This is a genomic window from Stenotrophomonas sp. SMYL89 (assembly GCF_036319985.1).
GTDB classification, from domain to species: domain Bacteria; phylum Pseudomonadota; class Gammaproteobacteria; order Xanthomonadales; family Xanthomonadaceae; genus Stenotrophomonas; species Stenotrophomonas maltophilia_Q.
Map to the genome: position 1 here is coordinate 122,217 of NZ_JAWIRW010000007.1, position 21,469 is coordinate 143,685.

17 protein-coding genes and 1 riboswitch are annotated in these 21,469 nt (G+C 65.2%); of the genes, 6 read left to right on the forward strand and 11 right to left on the reverse strand.

Annotated features, from left to right (window positions below; genetic code table 11):
- Positions 1 to 95: 95 nt before the first annotated feature.
- Both ppc and V3B41_RS11100 read right to left on the reverse strand, forming a co-directional pair.
- A complete protein-coding gene (gene ppc / locus V3B41_RS11095; RefSeq protein WP_049428884.1) occupies positions 96 to 2,807 on the reverse strand; it encodes a phosphoenolpyruvate carboxylase in 2,712 nt (903 codons plus the stop codon).
- A 237-nt stretch (positions 2,808 to 3,044) separates the two neighbouring features.
- A complete protein-coding gene (locus V3B41_RS11100; protein WP_329861067.1) occupies positions 3,045 to 5,561 on the reverse strand; it encodes a prolyl oligopeptidase family serine peptidase in 2,517 nt (838 codons plus the stop codon).
- 120 nt (positions 5,562 to 5,681) lie between these two features.
- Positions 5,682 to 5,765, forward strand: a riboswitch (S-adenosyl-L-homocysteine riboswitch).
- Positions 5,766 to 5,801: 36 nt separating this feature from the next.
- Between V3B41_RS11100 and ahcY the strand changes: the two genes are divergently transcribed.
- The 3 genes from ahcY (at position 5,802) to V3B41_RS11115 (ending at position 8,385) form a co-directional block, all read left to right on the forward strand.
- A complete protein-coding gene (gene ahcY, locus V3B41_RS11105) occupies positions 5,802 to 7,247 on the forward strand; it encodes an adenosylhomocysteinase (protein ID WP_197619766.1) in 1,446 nt (481 codons plus the stop codon).
- Between the two features lie 173 nt (positions 7,248 to 7,420).
- On the forward strand, positions 7,421 to 7,894 hold the full coding sequence (gene ybaK, locus V3B41_RS11110; RefSeq protein WP_049428887.1) for a Cys-tRNA(Pro) deacylase: 474 nt from the start codon (positions 7,421 to 7,423) through the stop codon (positions 7,892 to 7,894).
- Positions 7,894 to 8,385 carry a hypothetical protein gene (locus V3B41_RS11115; RefSeq protein WP_049428888.1) on the forward strand — a complete coding sequence of 164 codons (492 nt, stop codon included), beginning with the start codon at positions 7,894 to 7,896 and terminating at the stop codon, positions 8,383 to 8,385. Before ybaK ends, V3B41_RS11115 begins: the two co-directional genes overlap by 1 nt.
- A gap of 58 nt (positions 8,386 to 8,443) precedes the next feature.
- Here the strand turns inward: V3B41_RS11115 and V3B41_RS11120 are convergent, their stop codons facing one another.
- Positions 8,444 to 9,001 (reverse strand): DUF3228 family protein, encoded by a 558-nt coding sequence (locus V3B41_RS11120; RefSeq protein WP_100443767.1) that lies wholly within the window; start codon positions 8,999 to 9,001, stop codon positions 8,444 to 8,446.
- 136 nt (positions 9,002 to 9,137) lie between these two features.
- Between V3B41_RS11120 and V3B41_RS11125 the strand changes: the two genes are divergently transcribed.
- The gene (locus tag V3B41_RS11125; RefSeq protein ID WP_329861073.1) at positions 9,138 to 10,655 is read left to right on the forward strand and encodes an amidohydrolase family protein; all 1,518 of its coding nucleotides are present in this window, start codon (positions 9,138 to 9,140) and stop codon (positions 10,653 to 10,655) included.
- A gap of 6 nt (positions 10,656 to 10,661) precedes the next feature.
- On the opposite strand, the gene V3B41_RS11130 is transcribed toward V3B41_RS11125, so the two are convergent.
- From V3B41_RS11130 to V3B41_RS11140, 3 genes are read right to left on the reverse strand one after another with little or no spacing between them, the layout of a single operon-like run.
- On the reverse strand, positions 10,662 to 11,393 hold the full coding sequence (locus V3B41_RS11130; protein ID WP_049428891.1) for a LytTR family DNA-binding domain-containing protein: 732 nt from the start codon (positions 11,391 to 11,393) through the stop codon (positions 10,662 to 10,664).
- Positions 11,390 to 12,436 carry a histidine kinase gene (locus V3B41_RS11135; protein ID WP_049428921.1) on the reverse strand — a complete coding sequence of 349 codons (1,047 nt, stop codon included), beginning with the start codon at positions 12,434 to 12,436 and terminating at the stop codon, positions 11,390 to 11,392. The genes V3B41_RS11130 and V3B41_RS11135 overlap by 4 nt, the downstream gene beginning before the upstream one ends.
- Positions 12,437 to 12,460: 24 nt before the next feature.
- Entirely contained in the window at positions 12,461 to 13,387 is a 927-nt protein-coding gene (locus V3B41_RS11140) for an alpha/beta hydrolase (RefSeq protein ID WP_049428892.1), read from the reverse strand.
- 203 nt (positions 13,388 to 13,590) lie between these two features.
- On the opposite strand from V3B41_RS11140, the gene metF reads away from it, so the two are divergent.
- Positions 13,591 to 14,418, forward strand: a complete 828-nt coding sequence (gene metF, locus V3B41_RS11145; protein ID WP_106549225.1) for a methylenetetrahydrofolate reductase [NAD(P)H] — start codon at positions 13,591 to 13,593, stop codon at positions 14,416 to 14,418.
- A gap of 40 nt (positions 14,419 to 14,458) precedes the next feature.
- Positions 14,459 to 15,043 (forward strand): DUF4124 domain-containing protein, encoded by a 585-nt coding sequence (locus V3B41_RS11150; RefSeq protein ID WP_049428894.1) that lies wholly within the window; start codon positions 14,459 to 14,461, stop codon positions 15,041 to 15,043.
- A gap of 103 nt (positions 15,044 to 15,146) precedes the next feature.
- On the opposite strand, the gene V3B41_RS11155 is transcribed toward V3B41_RS11150, so the two are convergent.
- The 5 genes from V3B41_RS11155 to secA form a co-directional block, all read right to left on the reverse strand.
- Positions 15,147 to 16,103 (reverse strand): Nudix family hydrolase, encoded by a 957-nt coding sequence (locus V3B41_RS11155; RefSeq protein WP_049428895.1) that lies wholly within the window; start codon positions 16,101 to 16,103, stop codon positions 15,147 to 15,149.
- A 97-nt stretch (positions 16,104 to 16,200) separates the two neighbouring features.
- Positions 16,201 to 17,025 carry a hypothetical protein gene (locus V3B41_RS11160; RefSeq protein ID WP_329861078.1) on the reverse strand — a complete coding sequence of 275 codons (825 nt, stop codon included), beginning with the start codon at positions 17,023 to 17,025 and terminating at the stop codon, positions 16,201 to 16,203.
- Entirely contained in the window at positions 17,022 to 17,672 is a 651-nt protein-coding gene (locus tag V3B41_RS11165) for a HEAT repeat domain-containing protein (protein ID WP_329861080.1), read from the reverse strand. The genes V3B41_RS11160 and V3B41_RS11165 overlap by 4 nt, the downstream gene beginning before the upstream one ends.
- Before the next feature lie 224 nt (positions 17,673 to 17,896).
- Complete coding sequence (locus V3B41_RS11170; protein ID WP_329861082.1) at positions 17,897 to 18,022, reverse strand: hypothetical protein; 126 nt, start codon at positions 18,020 to 18,022, stop codon at positions 17,897 to 17,899.
- Between the two features lie 641 nt (positions 18,023 to 18,663).
- A complete protein-coding gene (secA, locus tag V3B41_RS11175) occupies positions 18,664 to 21,396 on the reverse strand; it encodes a preprotein translocase subunit SecA (protein WP_329861084.1) in 2,733 nt (910 codons plus the stop codon).
- Positions 21,397 to 21,469: the final 73 nt, after the last annotated feature.

The window sequence follows — 21,469 nt, forward strand, 5'->3', positions numbered from 1 at the left end:
CAGCCGGGGGCGCCGGCCGCCCCCCCCCCCCCCCCCGGGGCCCCCCCCCCCCCCCCCCCGGGGCCCCCCCCCCCCCCGCCACTACCAACGTCAGGTCACCCCGTGTTCTGCACGCCCTGCGAAACGCCGTTCACGCACGCCACCAGCGCGCGCAGCAGGTCATCGTCTTCGCGCCCGCTGGCCCGCCAACGTTGCAGCAGGTCCACCTGCAGCACGCTGATCGGATCGACGTAGGGATTGCGCAGGCGGATCGACAGCGCCAATCGCGCATCGTGGTCCAGCAGCGTCTTCTGGTCCATCAACGCCAGCAGCCAGTGCCGGGTGAGTTCCAGTTCGCGCTGCACCTGCGGGAAGAAGCGCCCGTGCAGTTCACCCGACAACAGCGAGAACTGCTCGGCAATGGTGATATCACCCTTGGACAGCACCATCGCGATGTCGTCCAGGAACGTGCGGAAGAACGGCCAGTCACGCGCCATATCGCGCAGGGTCTGTTCGTGGCCGGCATCAACCGCCGCCTGCAGGCCACTGCCCACGCCGTACCAGCCGGGGATGACCGCGCGCGCCTGGCTCCAGGCAAATACCCAGGGAATCGCGCGCAGGTTGCCCAGCGCCGCGTCCTGGCCGAGCCGGCGCGACGGCCGCGAGCCCAGTGTCATCCGCTCGATCACATCAATCGGCGTGGCGGTGCGGAAGTAGTCCATGAAGCCGGCCTGGCCGACGAAGCCACGGTAGACCTCGCTGCTGGCCGCAGCCACCACGTCCATCACCGGTCGCCACTCATCCTCGCGCGGCTCGGCGGCACGCGGGCGAAGGCTGGCGCGCAGCACTGCACCGGTGGCCTGTTCCAGCGAGCGCAGGGCCAGCGCACGGATACCGTACTTGCGGTGGATCACCTCGCCCTGTTCGGTCACCCGCAGGCGACCATCGATGCTGCCGCGCGGCGATGCATCGACCGCGTGCGTGGTCTTGCCACCACCACGGCTGATCGAGCCGCCACGGCCATGGAAGAAGGTCAATCGGATGCCAGCTTCGGCCGCCACCTCCAGCAGTTCCACCTGCGCACGCTGCAGGCCCCAGCGCGAAGCGGCAATGCCACCATCCTTGCTGCTGTCCGAATAGCCCAGCATCACCATCTGCACTTCGTCGCGTGCTTGCAGGTGCGCGCGATAGATCGGGTCGGCCAGCAGGTCACGCAGGGTCGCGGTGCCGCGCTTGAGGTCATCCACGGTCTCGAACAGTGGGGCGATGTCCAACGGCACCGCCCCACTCTCTTCCACCAGGCCGCCACGGCGTGCCAGCGCAAGCACGGCCAATACATCGCTGCGGTCGTGTGCCATCGAGATGATGTAGCTGCCCAATGCGTCCCCACCATGCCGCGCACGGGCATCGGCCAGTGCGGCGAACACCGCATCCAGCCGCTGGTTGCCCTCGTCGCCGCCGTTGGGCAATGCCGCTTCACCGCTGGCATGCGGGCCCAGCAGCCGCGCACGGCCCACCGCATCCAGCGCCTGCCAGGCCTCCTCGCCGCCCAGCACGGCGGCAAGCGCGCGCGCATGCACGCTCGACTCCTGGCGCACATCCAGCCGTGCCAGATGGAAGCCGAAGGTCTTCACCCGCCACAGCAGGCGCTGCACGGCGAAGCCGCCGGCATGTTCGCCACGGTTCGCACGCAAGCTGTCGAGGATCAGCTGCAGATCCTCGATCAGCTCGTCCGGGCCAGCGTAGTTGCCTTCGCCATCATCCAGCGTGGCCTGAAGGCGCGCGCGCATGCGGTCGTTGAGCAGGCGGTACGGCATGTCGGCATGGCGTGGCCGCGACTGCACCTGCGGCAGCAGCTGCTGGTAATGCGTCACGCGTGCCTGCAGCGCATCACTGACACCCACCCGCTCGGTGGACTGGCTGAGCAGGCTGGCCAGCTGCAGCAGTTCCTTCTGGTAGCGCCCCAGCACGGCCTGCCGCTGCGCATCCAGCGTGTTGCGGATGGTGTGGGCATCCACATTCGGATTGCCGTCCATGTCGCCGCCCACCCACGTACCGAAACGCAGCAGGCGCGGCAACGGCAGTTCTTCCCCATAGGTATCGCGCAGCGCCTGCTGCAGCGATTCGTACAGCACCGGGATCACCCGGTACAGCACCTGCACCAGATAGAACCCGACGTGCTCGCGTTCGTCGTCGACGGTGGGCCGCACCGGCGAGGAATCAGTGGTCTGCCACGAGGCGGTCAGCGCCATGCGGAAGCGCGCGGCATCGGCGGCGGCCTCACCCGGCGTGCGCTGGCCGTCGAGGTTGTCGACCAGGCTGGCCACCATCAACTGCTCTTTCTCCAGCAGCGCGCGGCGCACCGCTTCGGTCGGGTGCGCGGTGAACACCGGTTCGATGTCGATGCGCGGCAACCATTGCGCCAGCTCGTCCAGTCCCACGCCCTGCGCCTTCAGGTGCTGCAGCGCATCCTGCAGGCCATCGGGCTGTGCCCCTGCGGTACCGGCACGCTGGTAGTCGCGGCGGCGGCGGATGCGATGCACGCGCTCGGCGATGTTGACCACCTGGAAGTAGGTGCTGAATGCACGCACCATGGTCTCGGCCTGCTGAGGAGTGCGCCCGGCCAGGCCTTCCGCCAGTTCGGACAGCGGCGCCTGGTTCTCGCGGCGGGCGATGGCGCGGGTGCGCACGTCCTCGACGTCATCAAGAAACGCGGCCGACACCTGTTCGACCAACAGGTCACCGACCAGCGCGCCAAGCCGGCGCACGTCATCGCGAAGGGGAAGATCGGGGGAAGCGAATTCGATGCTGCTGCGGTACTCGTTCATCGGCGACGCACGGGCCTCGGTCAACGGATCCTGACCCCAAGCCTATCCCAGATCGGGCCTCGTGCTGCGATGCAAAAATGGTTTCATCTGCACGTATCCACGGCAGACGCAGCCGAGCATGGGCTCGGCTCTACAACCATCATGGCGCGTGACCCCGTGTAGCGCCCGAGCCCATGCTCGTGCGGCGGCGCAGCCGCACAGGCGGCCCCCGTTGCAGGGGCCGCCCTCATGCAGGTATCAGCGCTTCTTCTTAGCCGTGCCCTGCTCGGCCGGGCCGATGGTCTGCTCCAGCCAGCGCTCGCTTTCGGCCAGCATCGTCATGATCGATTCGCGTGCGCGGTAGGCGTGCGATTCGTTGGGCAGCATCACCAGCCGCGCGGTGCCACCCAGGCCCTTCACCGCGGCAAACATGCGCTCGCTCTGGATCGGGAAGGTGCCGGAGTTGTTGTCGTCCACGCCGTGGATGAAAAGGATCGGATCCTTGATCTTGTCGGCGTAGTTGAACGGGGCCATCTTCTGGTAGACATCCTGCGCCTGCCAGTAGTTGCGTTCCTCGGCCTGGAAACCGAACGGAGTGAGCGTGCGGTTGTAGGCGCCACTGCGCGCGATGCCGGCCTTGAACAGGCGCGTGTGCGCCAGCAGGTTGGCGGTCATGAACGCACCGTAGGAATGGCCACCGATGGCGATGCGCTCGCGATCGGTCACGCCACGGCGCACCACTTCATCCACCGCCGCCTGTGCATTGGCCACCAGCTGTTCGATGTAGGTGTCGTTCGGCTCCTTGTCGCCCTCGCCGATGATCGGCATCGACGGGCTGGCCAGCACCACGTAGCCCTTGGCCAGGAACGCCTGCGGGCCCCAATAGCTGACCGCGTTGAAGCGATACGGCGAATCGGTCACCTGGCTGGCCGCGGCCGCGCTCTTGAACTCGCCCGGGTAGGCCCACATCAGCAGCGGCCGCGGCCCGTCGCGCTTGGGGTCGTAACCCGGAGGCAGCAGCAGGGTCGCGGTCAGGTCGACGCCGTCCTTGCGCTTGTAGCGGATCTGCTCCTTCTGCACGCCCTTCAGCTGCGGCAGCGGATGGGCGAAATGGGTCAGTGCGCGCGGCGCGGTGCTGGCATCGGCCAGCGACTGCACGTAGAAATTGGCCGGCTCGTCCGGGCTCTCACGGCTCAGCAGCAGCGAGCTGCCCTGGTCGTCCAGCAGCGCCACCGGCAGCGAGTAGCTCGGCGCCTGCGAGTGGAACAGGCGGGTGGCCTTGCCACTGGCAATGTCGAAGCGGTCGACGAACGGGCGGTCACCCTCCGGCGAAGCACCGGCACCGGCCAGGTACAGGCTGCTGCCATCCGGGCTGGTCTGCAGCAGCGAGCGGCCGCGCTCGTCGCTGGCCAGCAGCGCCCGACCCGGGTCGGCATAGCGGTCCTGCGCATCGCGGTCCCACAGCAGGCGCGGTTCGGCGCTGGCGTTGTCCGGGGCGATCAGCCAGGTCCTGGTCTTGCGGGTCTTCCACCACGATTCGGTCAGCAGGGCCAGGTCGCCACGGCCCCAGCTGATGCTGGCCAGGCGGCTGCCGAGCTGGGCCAGGGTCACCGGCGGCTTGTCGAACGGCGCGGCCTGCATCAGCACCGCATCGCGCACCTTGGCCTCCTTGTTCGGGTCGCCGCCGTCCTGCGCTTCAGCCCAGACCAGGGTGGCATCGGCATCGCCGCGCCAGCGGATGTCACGCACGCCGGTTACTTCGGCATCGTTGCCGGTTGGCAGGCCTTCCACCAGCGGGCGCACGGCCACGGTGTGCACCAGCTTGCCGCTGGCACGGTCGATCACTTCAATGCGGCGCGGGAAGCTGTCCACCGGCACCACGTAGGAGTACGGGCGCTGCACCGGCTGGCGCAGCACGAAGCGGCCATCCGGCGACACCGAGAAGCCCATGAAGATGCCGGCTGCGCCGATCGCGCGGGTCTTGCCATCCAGAGTGACTTCCATCGGCTGGGTGGTGGCGTAGTAATCGAACTGACGCGCGTCGGCCTCGTTCTTCAGCAGGTCCTGGTAGGTGCGGATCGACACCACGCCGCCGCCCTGGCTGGTCTGCTGCACGGCCGGGCCGGTCGGGATGCCGTCGGCGGCCGGCGCCGCGCCCAGGTTGGCCGGGCGGGTGAACACCACCAGTCCGCGGCTGTCCGGCAGCCACTGGTAGCCGCTGCCGATCACCGTGTTCAGGCCGGCGACCAGGCGGCGCGCACTGCTACCGGCCACATCCACCAGCCACAGTTCATTGGCCCCGCTGGCGGCGTCGACCTGGTTGAAGACCAGCCACTTCTGGTCCGGCGACCACATCACACTGGCGATCGACAGCGTGGCCGGCAGGCCACTGATCTGCCGTTCCTTGCCATCGGCCACGTTCATCAGCCACAGCTTCTCGCCGAAGCTGAAGCGGCTGTCGGAGAACGTGCGCGGGTTGATGCGCAGGCCGGCCAGCTTCAGTTCCGGCTGCGCCACCACCTGGATCGACGGCAGCGACGGCATCTGCATCATCGCGGCCACGTCGCGGCGCGGCGACAGGAACAGCGACGGCGCGCGCGGGGCGTCGACCACCGCCTGCAGTGCGGCCGATGGCAGTTCGTAGCCATTGACGCCCTGCGCCTGCGCCGTAGCTGGCTGCGAGGCGGCCGCCCAGGCCAGCGGGGCCACCGCCAGCAGCCCCATCGACAGGACCAGGCCGGTCCAGCGCCGTGTGCGGCGCGCGTGCATGCTCATCGTTCCACCTGTGTGATGCGTGAAAACACCGACCTTAACAGGCCGTGCACGTGGCCCCATCTGCCGATGGTTGGGTCATGCCGATGTCACGCTGGGGCCGCGATATAATGGGGGTTCTCCCCTGCCGAGGGGCGCTGCGACCGGATCCCACGAGGCCCGGCCAGGCTCGGTAAGGTGGCTTTGTAACAACGGCGCCCGGCTAGATGCGAGCATCCGCTCGCCCACAACCGGAGCACACGAATGAACGCTGTTGCCAAGACCTTCTCCACCGAAGGTGATTACAAGATCCGCGACATCACGCTGGCCGACTGGGGCCGCAAGGAACTGGACATCGCCGAGCACGAAATGCCGGGCCTGATGTCGATCCGTCGCAAGCACGCCGCCAGCCTGCCGCTGAAGGGCGTGCGCGTGACCGGCTCGCTGCACATGACCATCCAGACCGCCGTGCTGATCGAGACCCTGAAGGACATCGGCGCCGACGTGCGCTGGGCCTCGTGCAACATCTTCTCGACCCAGGACCACGCTGCCGCGGCCATCGCCGCCACCGGCACGCCGGTTTTCGCCTGGAAGGGCGAGACCCTGGAAGAGTACTGGGACTGCACCCTGGACGCGCTGACCTTCACCCTGGCCGACGGCACCCTGACCGGCCCGGAGCTGGTGGTCGACGACGGCGGTGACGTGACCCTGCTGATCCACAAGGGCTACGAGCTGGAAAACGGCAGCGACTGGGTCAACAGCGCATCGTCCTCGCACGAAGAACAGGTCATCAAGAACCTGCTCAAGCGCGTCGCCAAGGAACGCCCGGGTTACTGGGGCCGCGTGGTCAAGGACTGGAAGGGCGTCTCCGAAGAGACCACCACCGGCGTGCACCGCCTGTACCAGCTGGCCCAGGCCGGCACCCTGCTGATCCCGGCGATCAACGTCAACGACTCGGTCACCAAGAGCAAGTTCGACAACCTGTACGGCTGCCGCGAGTCGCTGGCCGACGGCCTGAAGCGCGCGATGGACGTGATGCTGGCCGGCAAGGTGGCCGTGGTCTGCGGCTACGGTGACGTGGGCAAGGGCTGCGCCGCCTCGCTGCGTGCCTATGGCGCGCGCGTGATCGTCACCGAGATCGACCCGATCTGCGCCCTGCAGGCGGCGATGGAAGGCTATGAAGTCAACACCATCGAATCGACCCTGGGCCGTGCCGACCTGTACGTCACCACCACCGGCAACAAGGACATCATCCGCATCGAGCACCTCAGCGCGATGAAGGACCAGGCCATCGTCTGCAACATCGGCCACTTCGACAACGAGATCCAGGTCGATGCGCTGGTGTCGTTCACCGGCATCAAGCACGTCAACATCAAGCCGCAGGTGGACAAGTACATCTTCCCGAACGGCAATGCGATCTTCCTGCTGGCCGAAGGCCGCCTGGTGAACCTGGGCTGCGCCACCGGCCACCCGAGCTTCGTGATGTCCAACAGCTTCGCCAACCAGACCCTGGCACAGATCGACCTGTGGGCGAACAAGGACAGCTACGAGAAGAAGGTCTATCTGCTGCCGAAGAAGCTGGACGAAGAAGTGGCCCGCCTGCACCTGGAAAAGATCGGCGTGAAGCTGACCACCCTGAGCCAGGAACAGGCCGACTACATCGGCGTGCCGGTGGAAGGCCCGTTCAAGCCGGACCACTACCGCTACTGATCGTGCCGGGGTCGGATCCCTTTCAGCAGGAAAGGGCTCTGACCCCAGCAACGGATGCACAAGGAACGGGCGCCTTCGGGCGCCCGTTCTGCGTTGGCGTGCCACCGCATATCACCCATCCACCCAGTAGCCTCGGTCAAGGCACCGCGTTCCGCACGCGCTACGATGCGCCCATGACCCCGGCCATCAACCTCCTCAAGCGCGAGAAGATCGCCCACACCGTGCGCAGCTATGTGCACGACGCCCACGCCGAATCGTATGGCGGCGAAGCCGTCGACAAGCTCGGCCTCGACCCGGCCCAGGTGTTCAAGACCCTGCTGGCCAGCACCGAGGCGCACGAACTGCTGGTGGCGATCGTGCCGGTAGCCGGTCAGCTGGACCTGAAGGCATTGGCCGAAGCGGCCGGCTGCAAGAAGTGCGAGATGGCCGCCGCCGATGCCGCACAGCGCGCGACCGGTTACCTGGTCGGTGGCATCAGCCCACTGGGGCAGAAGAAGCGCCTGCGCACGTTCCTGGATGCCAGTGCCGAAGCGCTGCCCGCACTGCATGTCAGCGCCGGACGCCGTGGGCTGGAAGTCGAACTGGCACCCACCGATCTGCTGCGGCTGACCGCCGGCCACTACGCGGCAATCGGAAAGGTGCGTTGATGCGCTGGCCGTGGTCCGCAACGCCGTCGCTCCGGCTTGAGGATGCCCAGGCTGACGTGTTGCTGCAGGACCTGCTGTCGCGCGACGGCAAGCGCATCACCGATGCCGCCCGTACGGTCGCACGGCTGTTCACCGCGTCCTCGCTGGATGCATTGGCCGCGCATACGGACCTGATCGAACAGCACTGCCAAGGTATCGCGCTCGGCGGCATGCTGATCAGCAACCAGGCCCACCTCAAGGCCGCACTGCAACGATTGCGCTACTGGCAGGCACGCGAGGGCTGCCTGTGTGTGCTCAATCCCGGCTACCCGTTCTTCGATCCGCGTCGCCTGATCGAACAAGGGCAGGTGCAGCTGATCTCGTTGCAGGAGGCCGAGGATGGTTGGGGCGATTGCCATACCGTTGCCTGCACCCAGTGCGGCCAGCACTGGCAGGCCATCGACCGCGAGTATCACTACCCGTGGTGGGAGTGGAAGACCAGCGGCCGGTGAAGCAGCCACGCATGGCGTGGCTCTACTGACCCTCCGCGTGGATGTGCATCCCCCGCAATCACGGCCGCCAGTTGGCGTTGCTCTCCCAGAACGCGACCGAGCGCCGGTAGGCCTCGCGGTCCAGCGGCACGCCGGATCCGCCCTCCTCCACGCCCAGCGCGTTACGCATCATCGTGATCGGCGCCATCGGCACCTCTTCCGGTTCCGCGGTGTAGATGCAGCCGACAATGCCCCAGTCGGCTTCGATCGGTGAACCTTCCTTCGCCAGCTGCTCGGCGCTGTACAGGATCACCACCAGATAGTTTGCACGCGGGGACTCCACGCCTTCGAACCAGCGCACCAGCACCGGCAGCTCGTCACGATTGCGCGCCTCGTAGCCACTGCGCAGCTGGTGGCGGTTGGCCTCGGTGATCGGCACCGTCAGGCAGCGCGTGCTGGTCCAGTTCTCGTAGACGAACAGCTTGCAGAAGGGTGCGTAGCCATCGAGCACCTTCAGCGGCGCATGCGCGTTGAGGTGGGCTTCGAACTGCTCGGCAGTGCAGTCCTGGATGGTGTTGCCGCGCGGCACGCGCGGGAACAGGCGGGGACGGGCGAAGTCGGTGAGGACGATGGACATGGCAGGGCGTGATCAGGGGTTCCACCGCACAGGGTAACCGCCACGGAGGCAGGCCGGGCCGGATGCCGATGGTCACTGGCGCCCGCGTCCAGCTTGCAGCACCCTGCGGACGACCCATTACAAGGATCGCCGGCTCATGGATGCAGCACGCGCGTTGCCCCGTTCCGCCCGCCGTCGGCGGTGGCCGATCGTACTGGCCATCCTCCTGCTGGCGCCGCCATTGCTGTTCGCCTCTGCCCTGCTCTGGCCACTGTCGGCACCGCCGCTACCCGAACCCGGCAACAGCCGCGTGATCGTCAACGTACGGGTGGTGGACGTGCACAACGGCATTGCCGGCGAGCCGACCAGCGTCACCCTGCGCAACGGCATCATCACCGCCATCGGCAATGATGCACACGACACGACGCTGCCTATCCTCGATGCCGGCGGCCGCTGGCTGGTGCCGGGCTTCTGGGACATGCATACCCATGCACTGCAGCTGTCACCGCAACTGCAGTTCCCGCTGATGCTGGCCAATGGCATTACCGGCACCCGCGACATGATGGACTGCCCGCAGGCTACCGACCCGCTGATCGCCTGCGTGGCCGACAAGCGCCGCTGGACCGGGCAGGCCATCGCAGGGCAACAGGCCGCACCACGCTTCGTACAGGTCGCCAGCTTCTATTTCGAGGACCCGTCGCTCTCGCCGGAGGCTGCCGCGTTGCGGGCACGCACGTACAGCGCGCGTGGTGTCCACGCGCTGAAGGTCTACAACCGGCTGCGTGCGGATACCTACCAGCGGCTGGCCACCGAAGCACGGCAGCTTCACCGTCCACTGGTTGGTCACCTGCCAAGGGCGGTGCCTCTGGAAGACGCGGTACAGGCAGGCCAGCGCAGCTTCGAACATGCCCATCTGTTCGTGCGGCATTGCTTCGACCATGCAGCCGCCTGGCGTGGTGGCACCCTCGACGGCGACGACCCGACCGCTCTGGCCGAACGGATGGTCAGTGGTCATCAGCCCGCGCTCTGCGACGAAGCGTTCGGCCTGATGCAGGCCAGCGGCGCAGCATTCGTGCCGACCCATGTCACCCGGGAGGAGGATGCGCGCGCACGCGATCCCGCCTTCATCAACGATCCACGCCTGGCCTACCTGGATCCACTGTCACGCTGGGCCTGGCGTGACGACCTGGAGGCAACCGCAAGTCGCTACCCCGGGTTGCGCGGCGAAGACGCGCTGAAGGCCTACTTCGCGCATGGCTTGGCGCTCACCGGCGCCGCGCATCGTGCCGGCGTCACCGTGCTGGTCGGCACCGATACCGGACTGGGCGGCTTCCGCTACCACGATGAACTGCAGTGGCTGCGGCACGCCGGCATGAGCCGGGCTGACGTACTGCGTGCGGCCACGCTGCAGGCCGCGCGCCATCTGCAGCTGCAGGCATCACATGGCAGCGTCGAGGTCGGCAAGGCCGCCGACCTGGTGCTCCTCGATGGCGACCCGCTGCAGGACACCGCAAACACCCGTCGCATCCACGCGGTGCTGCTGGCCGGCCACCTGTACGATCGCCCGCGGCTGGATGCTCTCCTGGCCTATGCGCGTTCACAGGCACGCTCGCCAGCGGTGATGGCGCGCCTGCTGTGGGGCTTCCTCACCAGCCCGGTCAGCGCCGAGCTGTAGCGACCGCTACAACGCCATCCGCTCGCGCAGTTCCCGCGCCTGCCGCCGCGACACGTCCACTTCACTGCCGTCGTCCAGCGTCAGGTCGTAGCCATCGGCAATGCTTGGCGTTACGCCACGAATGCGGCGCAGGTTGACCAAGGTGTTGCGGTTGGCACGGAAGAACAGATCCTGCGGCAGGCGTGCTTCCAGCGCGCTCAGGCTGCGGGTCAGCAAGGCGTTCTGGTCACGGAACCACAGCCGCGTGTAGTTGCCATCCACCACCAGCCGGCGGATCTCAGAGACCGCGACGAACCAGCAGCGTTCGCCCTCGCGCACGAACACCTGGTCCTGCGCGCCCAGCGTGCCGCGCGACTCTGGCGCCTCGGCTGAAGCCACTTCGCGCTGACGTGCCCGCTCCAGCGCCTCGAGCAACCGCGGCGCCTCCACCGGCTTCACCAGGTAGTCCAGCGCGTTGGCCTGGAACGCGCGCACGGCATAGGTGTCGTAAGCGGTGACGAACACCACCGCCGGCACCGTTTCCAGACCGTCCAGCACATCGAAACCGCTGCCGGAGGGCATCTGCACGTCCAGCAGCACCAGGTCCGGCGCCAGCGTGGCGATCGCCTCGCGCGCGGCGGGCACATCGTCGGCTTCGCCCACGCACTGCACCCAGGGCAACGCCGACAACAGCGTGCGAAGCTCCTGCCGCGCCAACCGTGCATCATCGACGATCAACACGCGCAGTACGCGACTCATTGCGGAATCTCCAGCAGGGCCTGCATGCGGTCGCCGACCGGCTGCAGGGTGAAACGGCCACGCGAACCGAGCTGCGCACGCAGATAGGCCAGACCCACACCATGCCCGTGGGTGGGCTCGCTGGCGTTGCCCAGCGGGTTGTCCACCTGAAGGCGCAACACGTCGTCGTCCAACGTGGCCCGGATCTCTATCCCGCCACCGCCGGGACGACTGGCGATGCCGTGCTTGATCGCATTTTCCACCAGCAACTGCAGCGCCATCGCCGGCAACTGCGCCTGCAGGGCGTCGGCATCGATGTGCCGAGCTACCTGCAGGCGCTGCTCGAAGTGGATGCCCTCGATCGCCAGATAGTCATCCACCACCGCCAGTTCTTCGGCCAGCGTGACCTGCTCGCTGCGATTGTGCGCCAGCGCCTGGCGCAGCGTCCGCGACAACCGCGTGACCATGTCGCGCGCACGTTCGGGATCCTCCAGGATCAGCGCGCGCAGATTGTTCAGCGCATTGAACATGAAGTGCGGATTGAGCCGCGCACGCAGCGCATCACGTTCCAGCGCACTGCGTTCGGCTTCGGCACGCAGGCGCGCCAGTTCGGCACCGCGAATGCGGCGAAGGCTGTGCAGGCTCGCCCAGAGTGCGGTCCACAGTGCCAGCATCACCGCCGTGGTGTACCAGTAGAGCAGCAGCGCCTTGGGGCTGAAGTCGGCCACCTGGCGCCCGATGCCTACCCATCCCCAAGCCAGCGCTGCGTGCAGCGCGATGTTCACCAACGCCTGCGCCAGCGCGGCCCCCACGGCCACTGACAGCGCCAGTCGCAGCAGCAACCCGACGGTACCGCGCGACCACCAGCCGGCGCGCAGGGCCAAGGCGCGGATGCCGCCGCTGCACCCGAACAGGGTCACCGCCAGGCCGACCGTGATCAGTACACCGGCACTTCCGGCGTCGGCGAGATAGGCATGCCGCAAGCCAAGGCCCGCAGCGCCGTAGAGCGCCCACACCAGTGCATTGAGCAGCCAGAAGCGTACCGACGAAGAGGAATCCCGCATGTCCATTCCGAGACGTGTTGAAACTCAGGGGTGGCGGTCGAGGAAGGCCTGCACCTGCTCCTGCAGCCAGCGCGGATCATCCCACATCAGGAAGTGGAACCCCTGCGCGCTCATCGCGACCTGCACGCCCTGCAGTTTCGCGTACTGGGCCTGGAATACGGCGCGGGTGCTTTCCTCGGTACCCCCCATCGGCTGGTAGCCGGCCCAGCTGCCCAGCACCAGCGTCGGCGCGCTGATCGAGGCGATGCTGTCACGCAGGTCGGTGGTCATCACCGCGTGCATGGCGTCGGCGGTGGTCTGGCGATCACTGCTCTCGCCCCAGCCGCCCAGCTCGGCCTGCCGCTGCGGATCGCGGGTCATGCCCGGCAGGCCCGCCTTCAACTGTGCCTGCCATTGCGCGGCGTCGGCGGCGAGCATGCCCTTGCGCAGCTGGTCGGCCATCGGCCGCACGCTGTTCGCGGTGGCGTTCGGGTCGCGCGCCGCCGGTAGGAACGGCAATGCATCAACCACCACCAGGGCGCTGACCGCCTTCGGCTGGGCCTGCGCCATCTGCAGGCCCAGCAGGCCGCCCAGGCTGTGCCCGACCACCACCACCGGGCCCAGCTGCCGGTCATGCAGGTAGGCCAGCAGCTGCCCACGCATCGCCGGCAGGAAGTCGGCCGGGCGCGGGTCGGCGGGCGTAGCGCCGGCAAAGCCCGGCAGCTGCGCCAGATGGCACTGCACGTCCTTCAGCGCCAGGCAGGTCTCGCGCCAGACCTCGGCGCTGCTGTTGAGACCGGGAATCATCAGCAGCGGACGGCCCTTGCCGACCACCTCGACCTGCACCTTGCCGGTGCCTGTGGCGGCCGCCGCATGGGCCGAACCGGAGCCAAGCACGGCCATCGCCATGCCGATCATCGCCAACCGGGCCAGCGCCTTCATTGCGTACCATAGTGCCAGGAAGATCTTCATCGTCTGCTCCTTCATCGGGTGGGTGTTGCCGGGATGGGAGCAGCGTGGGCCCGGCCGACACATACCGGTTGCGATTTCGGAGCAGCGGCCGGACGGCGGGGCGAACGGTCGCAGGCTGGGGATGGCGGGCCCTCACACGATCTTCAAACATCCATCTTGATGAAGAGATATACTGTTCCGCACCGACCGCCGCCGCCCGCGCCATGACCGCCATCAGCTTCGAGTTCTATCCGCCCAAGACCGACGAACAGCGCAGCCAGCTGGACCGTGCCGCGGCCAAGCTGAAGGACTACGCCCCCGAGTACGTGTCGTGTACCTTCGGCGCCGGTGGCTCAACCCTGAGCTATACCTCCGAGACCGTGCGCCACCTCAACCAGCACCACGGGTTCGACGCTGCGCCGCACCTGTCCTGCGTCGGTGGCACCCGCCAGGAGATCCGCGAACTGCTCAAGCTGTACCGCGCCATCGGCTGCCGCCGCCTGGTCGCGCTGCGCGGTGACCTGCCCTCGGGCATGGGCTTCCCCGGCGACATGCGCTATGCCGCCGAACTGATCGACTTCATCCGCGCCGAGCACGGCGATGCGTTCCATATCGAAGTGGGCGCGTACCCCGAAACGCATCCGCAGGCCTCCGATGCACTGGCCGACCTGAAGCACTTCAAGGCCAAGATCGATGCCGGTGCCGATGCGGCGATCACCCAGTACTTCTTCAACCCGGATGCCTACTTCCACTTCGTCGATGAAGTGCGCCGGCTCGGCGTGCAGGTGCCGATCACGCCGGGCATCATGCCGATCGCCAACTTCAGCCAGCTGCGCCGCTTCTCCGAACAGTGCGGCGCGGAAATTCCGCGCTGGATCAGCCGCAAGATGCAGGCCTACGGCGATGACGCCGAATCGGTGCGTGCATTCGGCACCGAAGTGGTGGCCCGGCTGTGCCAGCGCCTGATCGAAGGCGGCGCACCCGGCCTGCATTTCTACACCTTGAACTTGGCCAAGCCGACCACTTCAGTGCTGAAACTGCTGCGGGGCTGAAAGCACGCCATGCGGACCTGATCAGCGCTACCCTTTCTGGATGATCCGCCTTTCCCTCCTGCTGGTGCTGTTGCCGCTGTGCGCGATGGCCCCTGTTGCCCATGCGCAGTCCCCGCGCCTGAACCGCTGCACCGATGTGCAGGGCCAGAGCGTCTACACCGACCGCCCCTGTGACAGCGTGGGCGCACGGTCACGGCTGCCGCCGCCCGCCCCCACCGGCAACACCGCACCGCGCGACACATTGGGTGCGCGCTGCCCACGCCGGCTGAGCGAGCTCGTGGACGCATTGCGCAACGGCATCCTCAGCAACGATGTGAACCGGCTCTCTTCGCTGTACCTGTGGGGTGCGGTGTCCGACGCGGGGGCGCAGCGCATTCTCGGCCAACTGGAATCGCTGGCACGGCGGCCGCTGGTGGACGTGGTGCCGGTGTATCCGCGGCAGGACCAGATCGCAGTGCCGGAGGAGGGTCAGAGCCCTGCTGCGCAGGGGTCCGACCCTGAGCCGCCGGCCGCGCGGCATCCGGTCGGCCTGCGCCTGGAGCAGACGTTGCCGGGCAGCGTTGCGCGCGCCTCGACGGTGCTGGGATTGCGGCGGCAGTACGGGTGTTTCTGGATCACGTTGTGATCGGGAGGGGTCGGATCCCTTTCCAGTGGAAAGGGCTCTGACCCCGGATTGCCGCGATGGGGTCAGAGCCCTGCTGCGCAGGGATCCGACCCCGCGTGCCGGTTCACGCCGGCCACAACCCACGAATGGCGGCGATGCCCTGCGCGCCGTGGCGACGTGCTTCGGTGATGTGGCCGCTGCCCATGCCGCCCAGGGCGTAGATCGGCAGCGATACCTGCGCGCGCAGTTCGGCAAAGGCATCCCAACCCAGCGGCGAGGCATCGGGATGGCTGGCGGTGGCCTGCACCGGGCCAAGCACCGCGAAGTCGCAGCCCAGCTGCTGTGCGGCCTGCAGCTGCTGCAGGTCGTGGCAGGATGCGGCCACCAGCTGGCCACCGGGGAGTGGACGCTGCGACAGTTCCAGCAGCTGTTCGCTGCCCAGGTGTACGCCCACGCCCAACGCACGCGCCAGTTCGATATCGCGGTTGAGCAGCCACTGCACGCCGCTGCGGCGATGCACACGCACAGCCTGCTCGACCATCGCCTGCCGCTGCGGATGCGCCGGCGGCAGGCGCAGCTGGATGCGCTGCTGGCCACCCGCTACCGCACGCTGCAGCTGCTCATGCCAGTGCTGCACGCCGCCATCATTGTCGGCAGGCGCCGGGGTGATCAGGTAGCGGTCGGGCTGGCGCAGGGCGGCCACCACCGGCAGATCAGCCGGCGGCATCGAATAGCGGCCCAGCTTGTCCGGTGCCACCCAGGTGATCGCCTGGCCCTCGCGCCCGCGTGGCGTGCCCTTCCAGCTGCGCACATGGCGCACTTCCAGGGTCAGGTGCTTGTCCGGGTAGCGCTGCGGCACGTCCATCAGCCACTCGCCGACATCGGCCTCGATGCCCAGTTCTTCGCGCAGCTCGCGCACCAGCGCCTGTTCGGAGGTCTCCCCGGATTCGCGCTTGCCGCCCGGGAACTCCCACAGGCCGGCCATGTCGCGGTTCTCGGTTCGGCGGTTGAGCAGCACGCGGCCACGCGCGTCGGTGATGACAGCGGCCACGACGTGGATCGATCGGGTGGGGGAAGGCATGGGGGAAGCATGCCGAACAACACCAAATCGATGCAACATCTGCCAAGCGAGAGTTCAATGCCTTCCTGATGAATGAGTTTCGCGATCAAATGGACGGTTAAAGGACCATTGCACGAACATAGATGCTCTCATCCTTCAGGGCCGATAGCCGATACTTCGAATCCATCGCGACAAGCGCTTTGAAAGCCACTGCTCGCTCATACTCGCCACCGGTCGAAGCAATCTCCTCGACATACTTCACACCCTCGCCACCCAGCGCGCAGGCAGCGCGTACCAACAACGATACTGGATTCACGTTTATTACCCTTCGAATCTGGGAGAAGTCACGATCAAATTCGTACTGCCTTCTCCTGATTCCAAATGCGTTAATGTCCTGAAGGACATTGAAACTGATGGATAGAGAACTGGGAGGCATTTGACAGTGGATGTCTTTCCCTCCTTCGTAGAAAACAACCCTCTGCTCCTTCAGCAGCCATCGCTCGTTACCATCGGTGCTAACGCCTTCGCCGGGTAATCCAACAACGCTGGAGTGATCGTAGTGTTTCACTACAGTTTCATAACCCGGCCCGTAATAGCCGAGGGTGAAGAAGGAGAAGTCATGGTCATGAGGGAGCTCGTAGAGGAAAATCTCCTCACCCGGCAGGCCTTGAGGCGCCTCCCAGAGAACCACCCTGAGCGTAAAGTACTTTGAGCGATGCATGACAAATACTTGCGACGAGTAGTCATTCCCCCCGGGATGACAAATCAACACCTTCTGAAGAAAACTGCTAATGAAATCACGATCATCGAAGAGCCCCCGAAGAACTTCGGCGGTAGAATCCAGATCTTCATGAAAAAGTCTGTCACCCATACTTTCCAGGTATCTGACAGCATCGCCAAATCTTACTAAACCAGCCCTCTCGATATCCCAAATCAATGTCATTGGTTCGCCTCACATAGCTTTAGGTTTTGAAGGCAAGCATTTTGGACATGCCTGTGCGGGTCACACTGAGAGCGCTCCCGGAGCAGTTCAAGCATGTTCCTGTATCCCATGCCAAACAAAGACCTAATAGCCTCCATTCGAACAAAGTGGAACTCATGCTCCCGGGCGATTTGGCAGAGCACTTCAATAGAGCCGTCTTGACAGAGCGCTCCCAACGCTCGACAAGCCAGCTGATCACGTGTAGCGGCGACAGACGCTGATGAAACTGCACAAGCCCGTCGCGTTTCAAGGTCAAATGTCCAGATAAGCCGCTGTGATTGGCGCATCGAAACCTGCAGGACGTACGTTCCCTCAGCAGGAGCATCGATCAACAAACATTCAGTGCCCGGCACGATCCTTAATGTATACCCCAAATCACAAGTACTAGCGCCCAGCGAGTGAATCATCGCATCCTTCGCAAACAAATCCATATTGCTCACGCCGCTCAATGAGAATCTCGTATACGTGATCGCACCTCCCGCAAATGGCAGCAATACAGATGAAACTGGTGAAGTGGCTACTTTTGAAATCTTTGATTGACCATTTTTTCCGGGACACAGCCAGCGCAGATGAATGACAACAAACTCATCTTCAAACACGACAACCACGTGCTCATCTCCCGCTCCGCCTCGTACCGGGAGACCATCTCCGCGAGTGAAGTTCCGCAACCAGAGTGCCAACGATGCAGCCAGTCCTCCTGACCTGTAGAAATTCCTCAACCAATCATCGTAAGCATCTAACCTTGAGCTTCTTATCTTTCCAACATTATCCAAAACCGCCCCCGCTTGCTTAAGAGAGGGAGGGACGGCGGTCCCTCCCCCTTTGCCAAATGTCAGGAAGCCGAGTAAACCCAGATCGCCGCAAGTAGCACTACCGCAGGGAGCCCTGCCTGCATATCAATATTCTGCGTGTAGCCAACTTCCTGCTCCATGCCAACAAATTCCTGCTTGATGTTCATTCATTAATTACCGTGTTAGCCATCGAGTCATGGCTTAACCAAACTATTCAGACCACAGCATCCAATCCGTGACATAAATCTCACATTCAAAGGAAACGACGCCAATCTGCACATATTTCAGAATATTCTTAGGTTTTACTGGGCTTTTGCCTACATCCCCATAAACATCCATGCACATTTCGCCAGCACGAATTCAAAACTCCTCACCAGAACTGGGCAATTCCGACAATTAAGGCTGGAGTGGTAGGGGCGTCATACGGCCAATCTGATCCGGCCTTGATCTCCAATTTCAGAGAAATCAATTTTCTTCCTGCGTCCGCCAAGCACATAGCTCCGTCGCTTAAGCCGTCAGGGAAGATTTTTGCAATCGCCTCAAGGCTCTGCAGTCCGGCGCAGCCCACTTTGCGATGGTGGACACAAGTAGCTGTCCGCACTGGGCTCCCGATCAAATGCCGAACTCAATGGACTGCAGATGGCGTCACTACGACTACCCAGAGTGACCGCCCTGCCTAGGCACTCGCCAGCATTTGCCTTGGATAGCTTTGATCCAGGCAACATGAGCCTCTTTCCTAAGATTAGAGAAGAGCAAAAAAATGCCCCGCATTGGGCGGGGCATTGTCAGGACTAGAGCTCGCGACTTTTCAGCTCAACTGGCCGTGGCAGTGCTTGTACTTCTTGCCACTGCCGCACGGGCACGGATCATTGCGGCCGATCTTCGGCTCGTCGCGCTGCAGCTGCGCCACGCCCTGCTGGGCGGCCTGTGCCTGCGCGGCTTCCTCGTCGGCGCTGTAGCCACCCATGTCCTGGTGCTGGAACTGCGACTGGCGCAGGCGAGCTTCCACCTGCTGGCGTTCGGCCGCTTCCAGCGCCTGCACTTCCTCGTCGCTGCGGATGCGCACGCGCGACAGCAGGGTCACCACTTCGCGCTTAACGTTTTCCAGCATGTCCGAGAACAGCTCGAAGGCTTCCTTCTTGTATTCCTGCTTCGGCTGCTTCTGCGCATAACCACGCAGGTAGATACCCTGGCGCAGGTAATCCATGCGGGCCAGGTGCTCCTTCCAGCTCTGGTCCAGCACGGTCAGCATCACGTGCTTCTCCAGCGCACGCATGGTCTCTTCGCCCACGCCGGCTTCCTTCTCGGCGAAGTGCTGGTTCACGCGTTCCTGCACCTTGGCGGCGATGGCTTCGGCGTCCAGTTCCTCGTGTTCCTTGACCAGGCCGGTCAGCGACATCTGCAGGCCGAAGTCCGACTCCAGGGTCGCTTCCAGGCCGCGCAGGTCCCACTGCTCGTCGATCGAGTTCGGCGGCACGAAGCGGGCGACCACATCGAAGATCACGTCATCGCGGATGCCGTCGACGTTGTCCTTCACCGACTCGGCATCCAGCAGTTCGTCGCGCTGGGCGTAGATCACCTTGCGCTGGTCGTTGTTGACGTCGTCGAAGTCCAGCAGGTTCTTGCGGATGTCGAAGTTGTGGGCCTCGACCTTGCGCTGCGATTTCTCGATCATTCGAGTGACCAATCGATCCTCAATGACGTCCTCTTCCTTCATGCCCATCATGCGCATCATCTTCTGCACACGCTCTCCCCCGAACACCCGGAGAAGATTGTCTTCCAATGCAAGGTAGAAGCGCGACGAACCCGGGTCACCCTGGCGGCCCGAACGGCCACGCAGCTGGTTGTCGATACGGCGCGACTCGTGGCGCTCGGTACCGACGATGTGCAGGCCGCCAGCAGCCTTCACCGCATCGTGGCGCTTCTGCCATTCGGCCTTGACCGCGGCCTTCTGCTCGTCGGTCGCGTCCTCGCCCAGGGCGTGGATCTCGGCTTCCAGCGAACCACCCAGCACGATGTCGGTACCACGACCGGCCATGTTGGTGGCGATGGTCACGGCGGCCGGACGACCGGCATTGGCGACAATGGTCGCTTCGCGGTCGTGCTGCTTGGCGTTGAGCACCTCGTGCTTCACGCCGGCCTTGCTCAGGTGCTCGGACAGCATTTCCGAGGTTTCGATCGAGGTGGTACCCACCAGCACCGGCTGGCCGCGCTTGGCGCACTCTTCGATGTCGGCCAGCACCGCGTTGAACTTGCCCTTGCGGTTGAGGAAGACCTGGTCCGGGCTGTCCTTGCGGATGGTCGGGCGGTTGGTCGGGATCACCACCACTTCCAGGCCGTAGATGCTCTGGAATTCGAACGCTTCGGTATCGGCCGTACCGGTCATGCCGGACAGCTTCTTGTACATGCGGAACAGGTTCTGGAAGGTGATGCTGGCCAGCGTCTGGTTCTCGCGCTGGACCGGCACGCCTTCCTTCGCTTCCACCGCCTGGTGCAGGCCGTCGGACCAGCGGCGGCCGGCCAGGGTACGGCCGGTGAATTCGTCGACGATGACCACTTCGCCGTCGCGCACGATGTAGTCCACGTCACGCTGGTAGATGGCGTGCGCGCGCAGCGCGGCATTGAGGTGGTGCACGACGGTCAGGTTCTGCGCCGCGTACAGGCCTTCGGTCTCGCCATCGAGGATGCCGGCTTCGACCAGCAGCTGCTCGGCGTGCTCCATGCCTGCTTCGGACAGGTGCACCTGCTTGCCCTTCTCGTCGACCCAGAAGTCGCCTTCGCCGTCTTCCGCTTCCTGCTTGACCAGGTTCGGCACGACGCGGTTCACACGGATGTACAGCTCCGGGGAGTCATCGGCCGGACCGGAGATGATCAGCGGAGTACGCGCTTCGTCGATCAGGATGGAGTCGACTTCGTCGACGATGGCGTAGTGCAGGCCGCGCTGGTAGCGGTCGGCCTTGGACAGCGCCATGTTGTCGCGCAGGTAGTCGAAACCGAATTCGTTGTTGGTGCCGTAGGTGATGTCGGCGGCATAGGCTTCGCGCTTGTCGCTGTGCGGCATGCCCGGGTACACCACGCCCACGCTCAGGCCCAGCCAGTTGTACAGCTTGCCCATCTGCGCGGCGTCGCGGCGGGCCAGGTAGTCGTTCACGGTGACCACATGCACGCCCTTGCCTTCCAGCGCGTTGAGGTACACCGGCAGGGTCGCCACCAGGGTCTTGCCTTCACCGGTGCGCATTTCTGCGATCTTGCCCAGGTGAAGCACCATGCCGCCGATCAGCTGCACGTCGTAGTGGCGCATGCCCAGCACGCGGCGGCCGGCTTCGCGGCAGACCGCGAAGGCTTCCGGCAGCACCTTGTCCAGGGCTTCACCGTCGGCGATGCGCTGCTTGAACTCCGGCGTCTTGGCCTGAAGCTGCTCGTCGGAAAGCTTCTCGATCTCCGGCTCCAGCGCATTGATCTTGGCGACGATGCGGTTGAGCTGGCGCAGCTGTCGTTCGTTACGACTGCCAAATACGCGGGTAAGCAGGCTGTTGATCATTGAAGGAACCGGGTTGGATGGACACGACGCCCGGCCTCCCCCTTGGGATCCGTCCGCCGCAAACGAAACAGGG

Bases quoted from the DNA above. Each gene is read 5' to 3' on its own strand.
- V3B41_RS11170 (WP_329861082.1), bottom strand. From the start codon at position 18,022: ATGAACATCAAGCAGGAATTTGTTGGCATGGAGCAGGAAGTTGGCTAC.
- secA (WP_329861084.1), bottom strand. From the start codon at position 21,396: ATGATCAACAGCCTGCTTACCCGCGTATTTGGCAGTCGTAACGAACGA.
- V3B41_RS11120 (WP_100443767.1), bottom strand. From the start codon at position 9,001: ATGTCCATCGTCCTCACCGACTTCGCCCGTCCCCGCCTGTTCCCGCGC.
- V3B41_RS11100 (WP_329861067.1), bottom strand. From the start codon at position 5,561: ATGAGCATGCACGCGCGCCGCACACGGCGCTGGACCGGCCTGGTCCTG.
- metF (WP_106549225.1), top strand. From the start codon at position 13,591: ATGACCGCCATCAGCTTCGAGTTCTATCCGCCCAAGACCGACGAACAG.
- ppc (WP_049428884.1), bottom strand. From the start codon at position 2,807: ATGAACGAGTACCGCAGCAGCATCGAATTCGCTTCCCCCGATCTTCCC.
- V3B41_RS11125 (WP_329861073.1), top strand. From the start codon at position 9,138: ATGGATGCAGCACGCGCGTTGCCCCGTTCCGCCCGCCGTCGGCGGTGG.
- ahcY (WP_197619766.1), top strand. From the start codon at position 5,802: ATGAACGCTGTTGCCAAGACCTTCTCCACCGAAGGTGATTACAAGATC.
- V3B41_RS11115 (WP_049428888.1), top strand. From the start codon at position 7,894: ATGCGCTGGCCGTGGTCCGCAACGCCGTCGCTCCGGCTTGAGGATGCC.
- V3B41_RS11160 (WP_329861078.1), bottom strand. From the start codon at position 17,025: ATGACATTGATTTGGGATATCGAGAGGGCTGGTTTAGTAAGATTTGGC.
- V3B41_RS11155 (WP_049428895.1), bottom strand. From the start codon at position 16,103: ATGCCTTCCCCCACCCGATCGATCCACGTCGTGGCCGCTGTCATCACC.
- ybaK (WP_049428887.1), top strand. From the start codon at position 7,421: ATGACCCCGGCCATCAACCTCCTCAAGCGCGAGAAGATCGCCCACACC.
- V3B41_RS11135 (WP_049428921.1), bottom strand. From the start codon at position 12,436: ATGCGGGATTCCTCTTCGTCGGTACGCTTCTGGCTGCTCAATGCACTG.
- V3B41_RS11150 (WP_049428894.1), top strand. From the start codon at position 14,459: ATGATCCGCCTTTCCCTCCTGCTGGTGCTGTTGCCGCTGTGCGCGATG.
- V3B41_RS11140 (WP_049428892.1), bottom strand. From the start codon at position 13,387: ATGAAGATCTTCCTGGCACTATGGTACGCAATGAAGGCGCTGGCCCGG.
- V3B41_RS11130 (WP_049428891.1), bottom strand. From the start codon at position 11,393: ATGAGTCGCGTACTGCGCGTGTTGATCGTCGATGATGCACGGTTGGCG.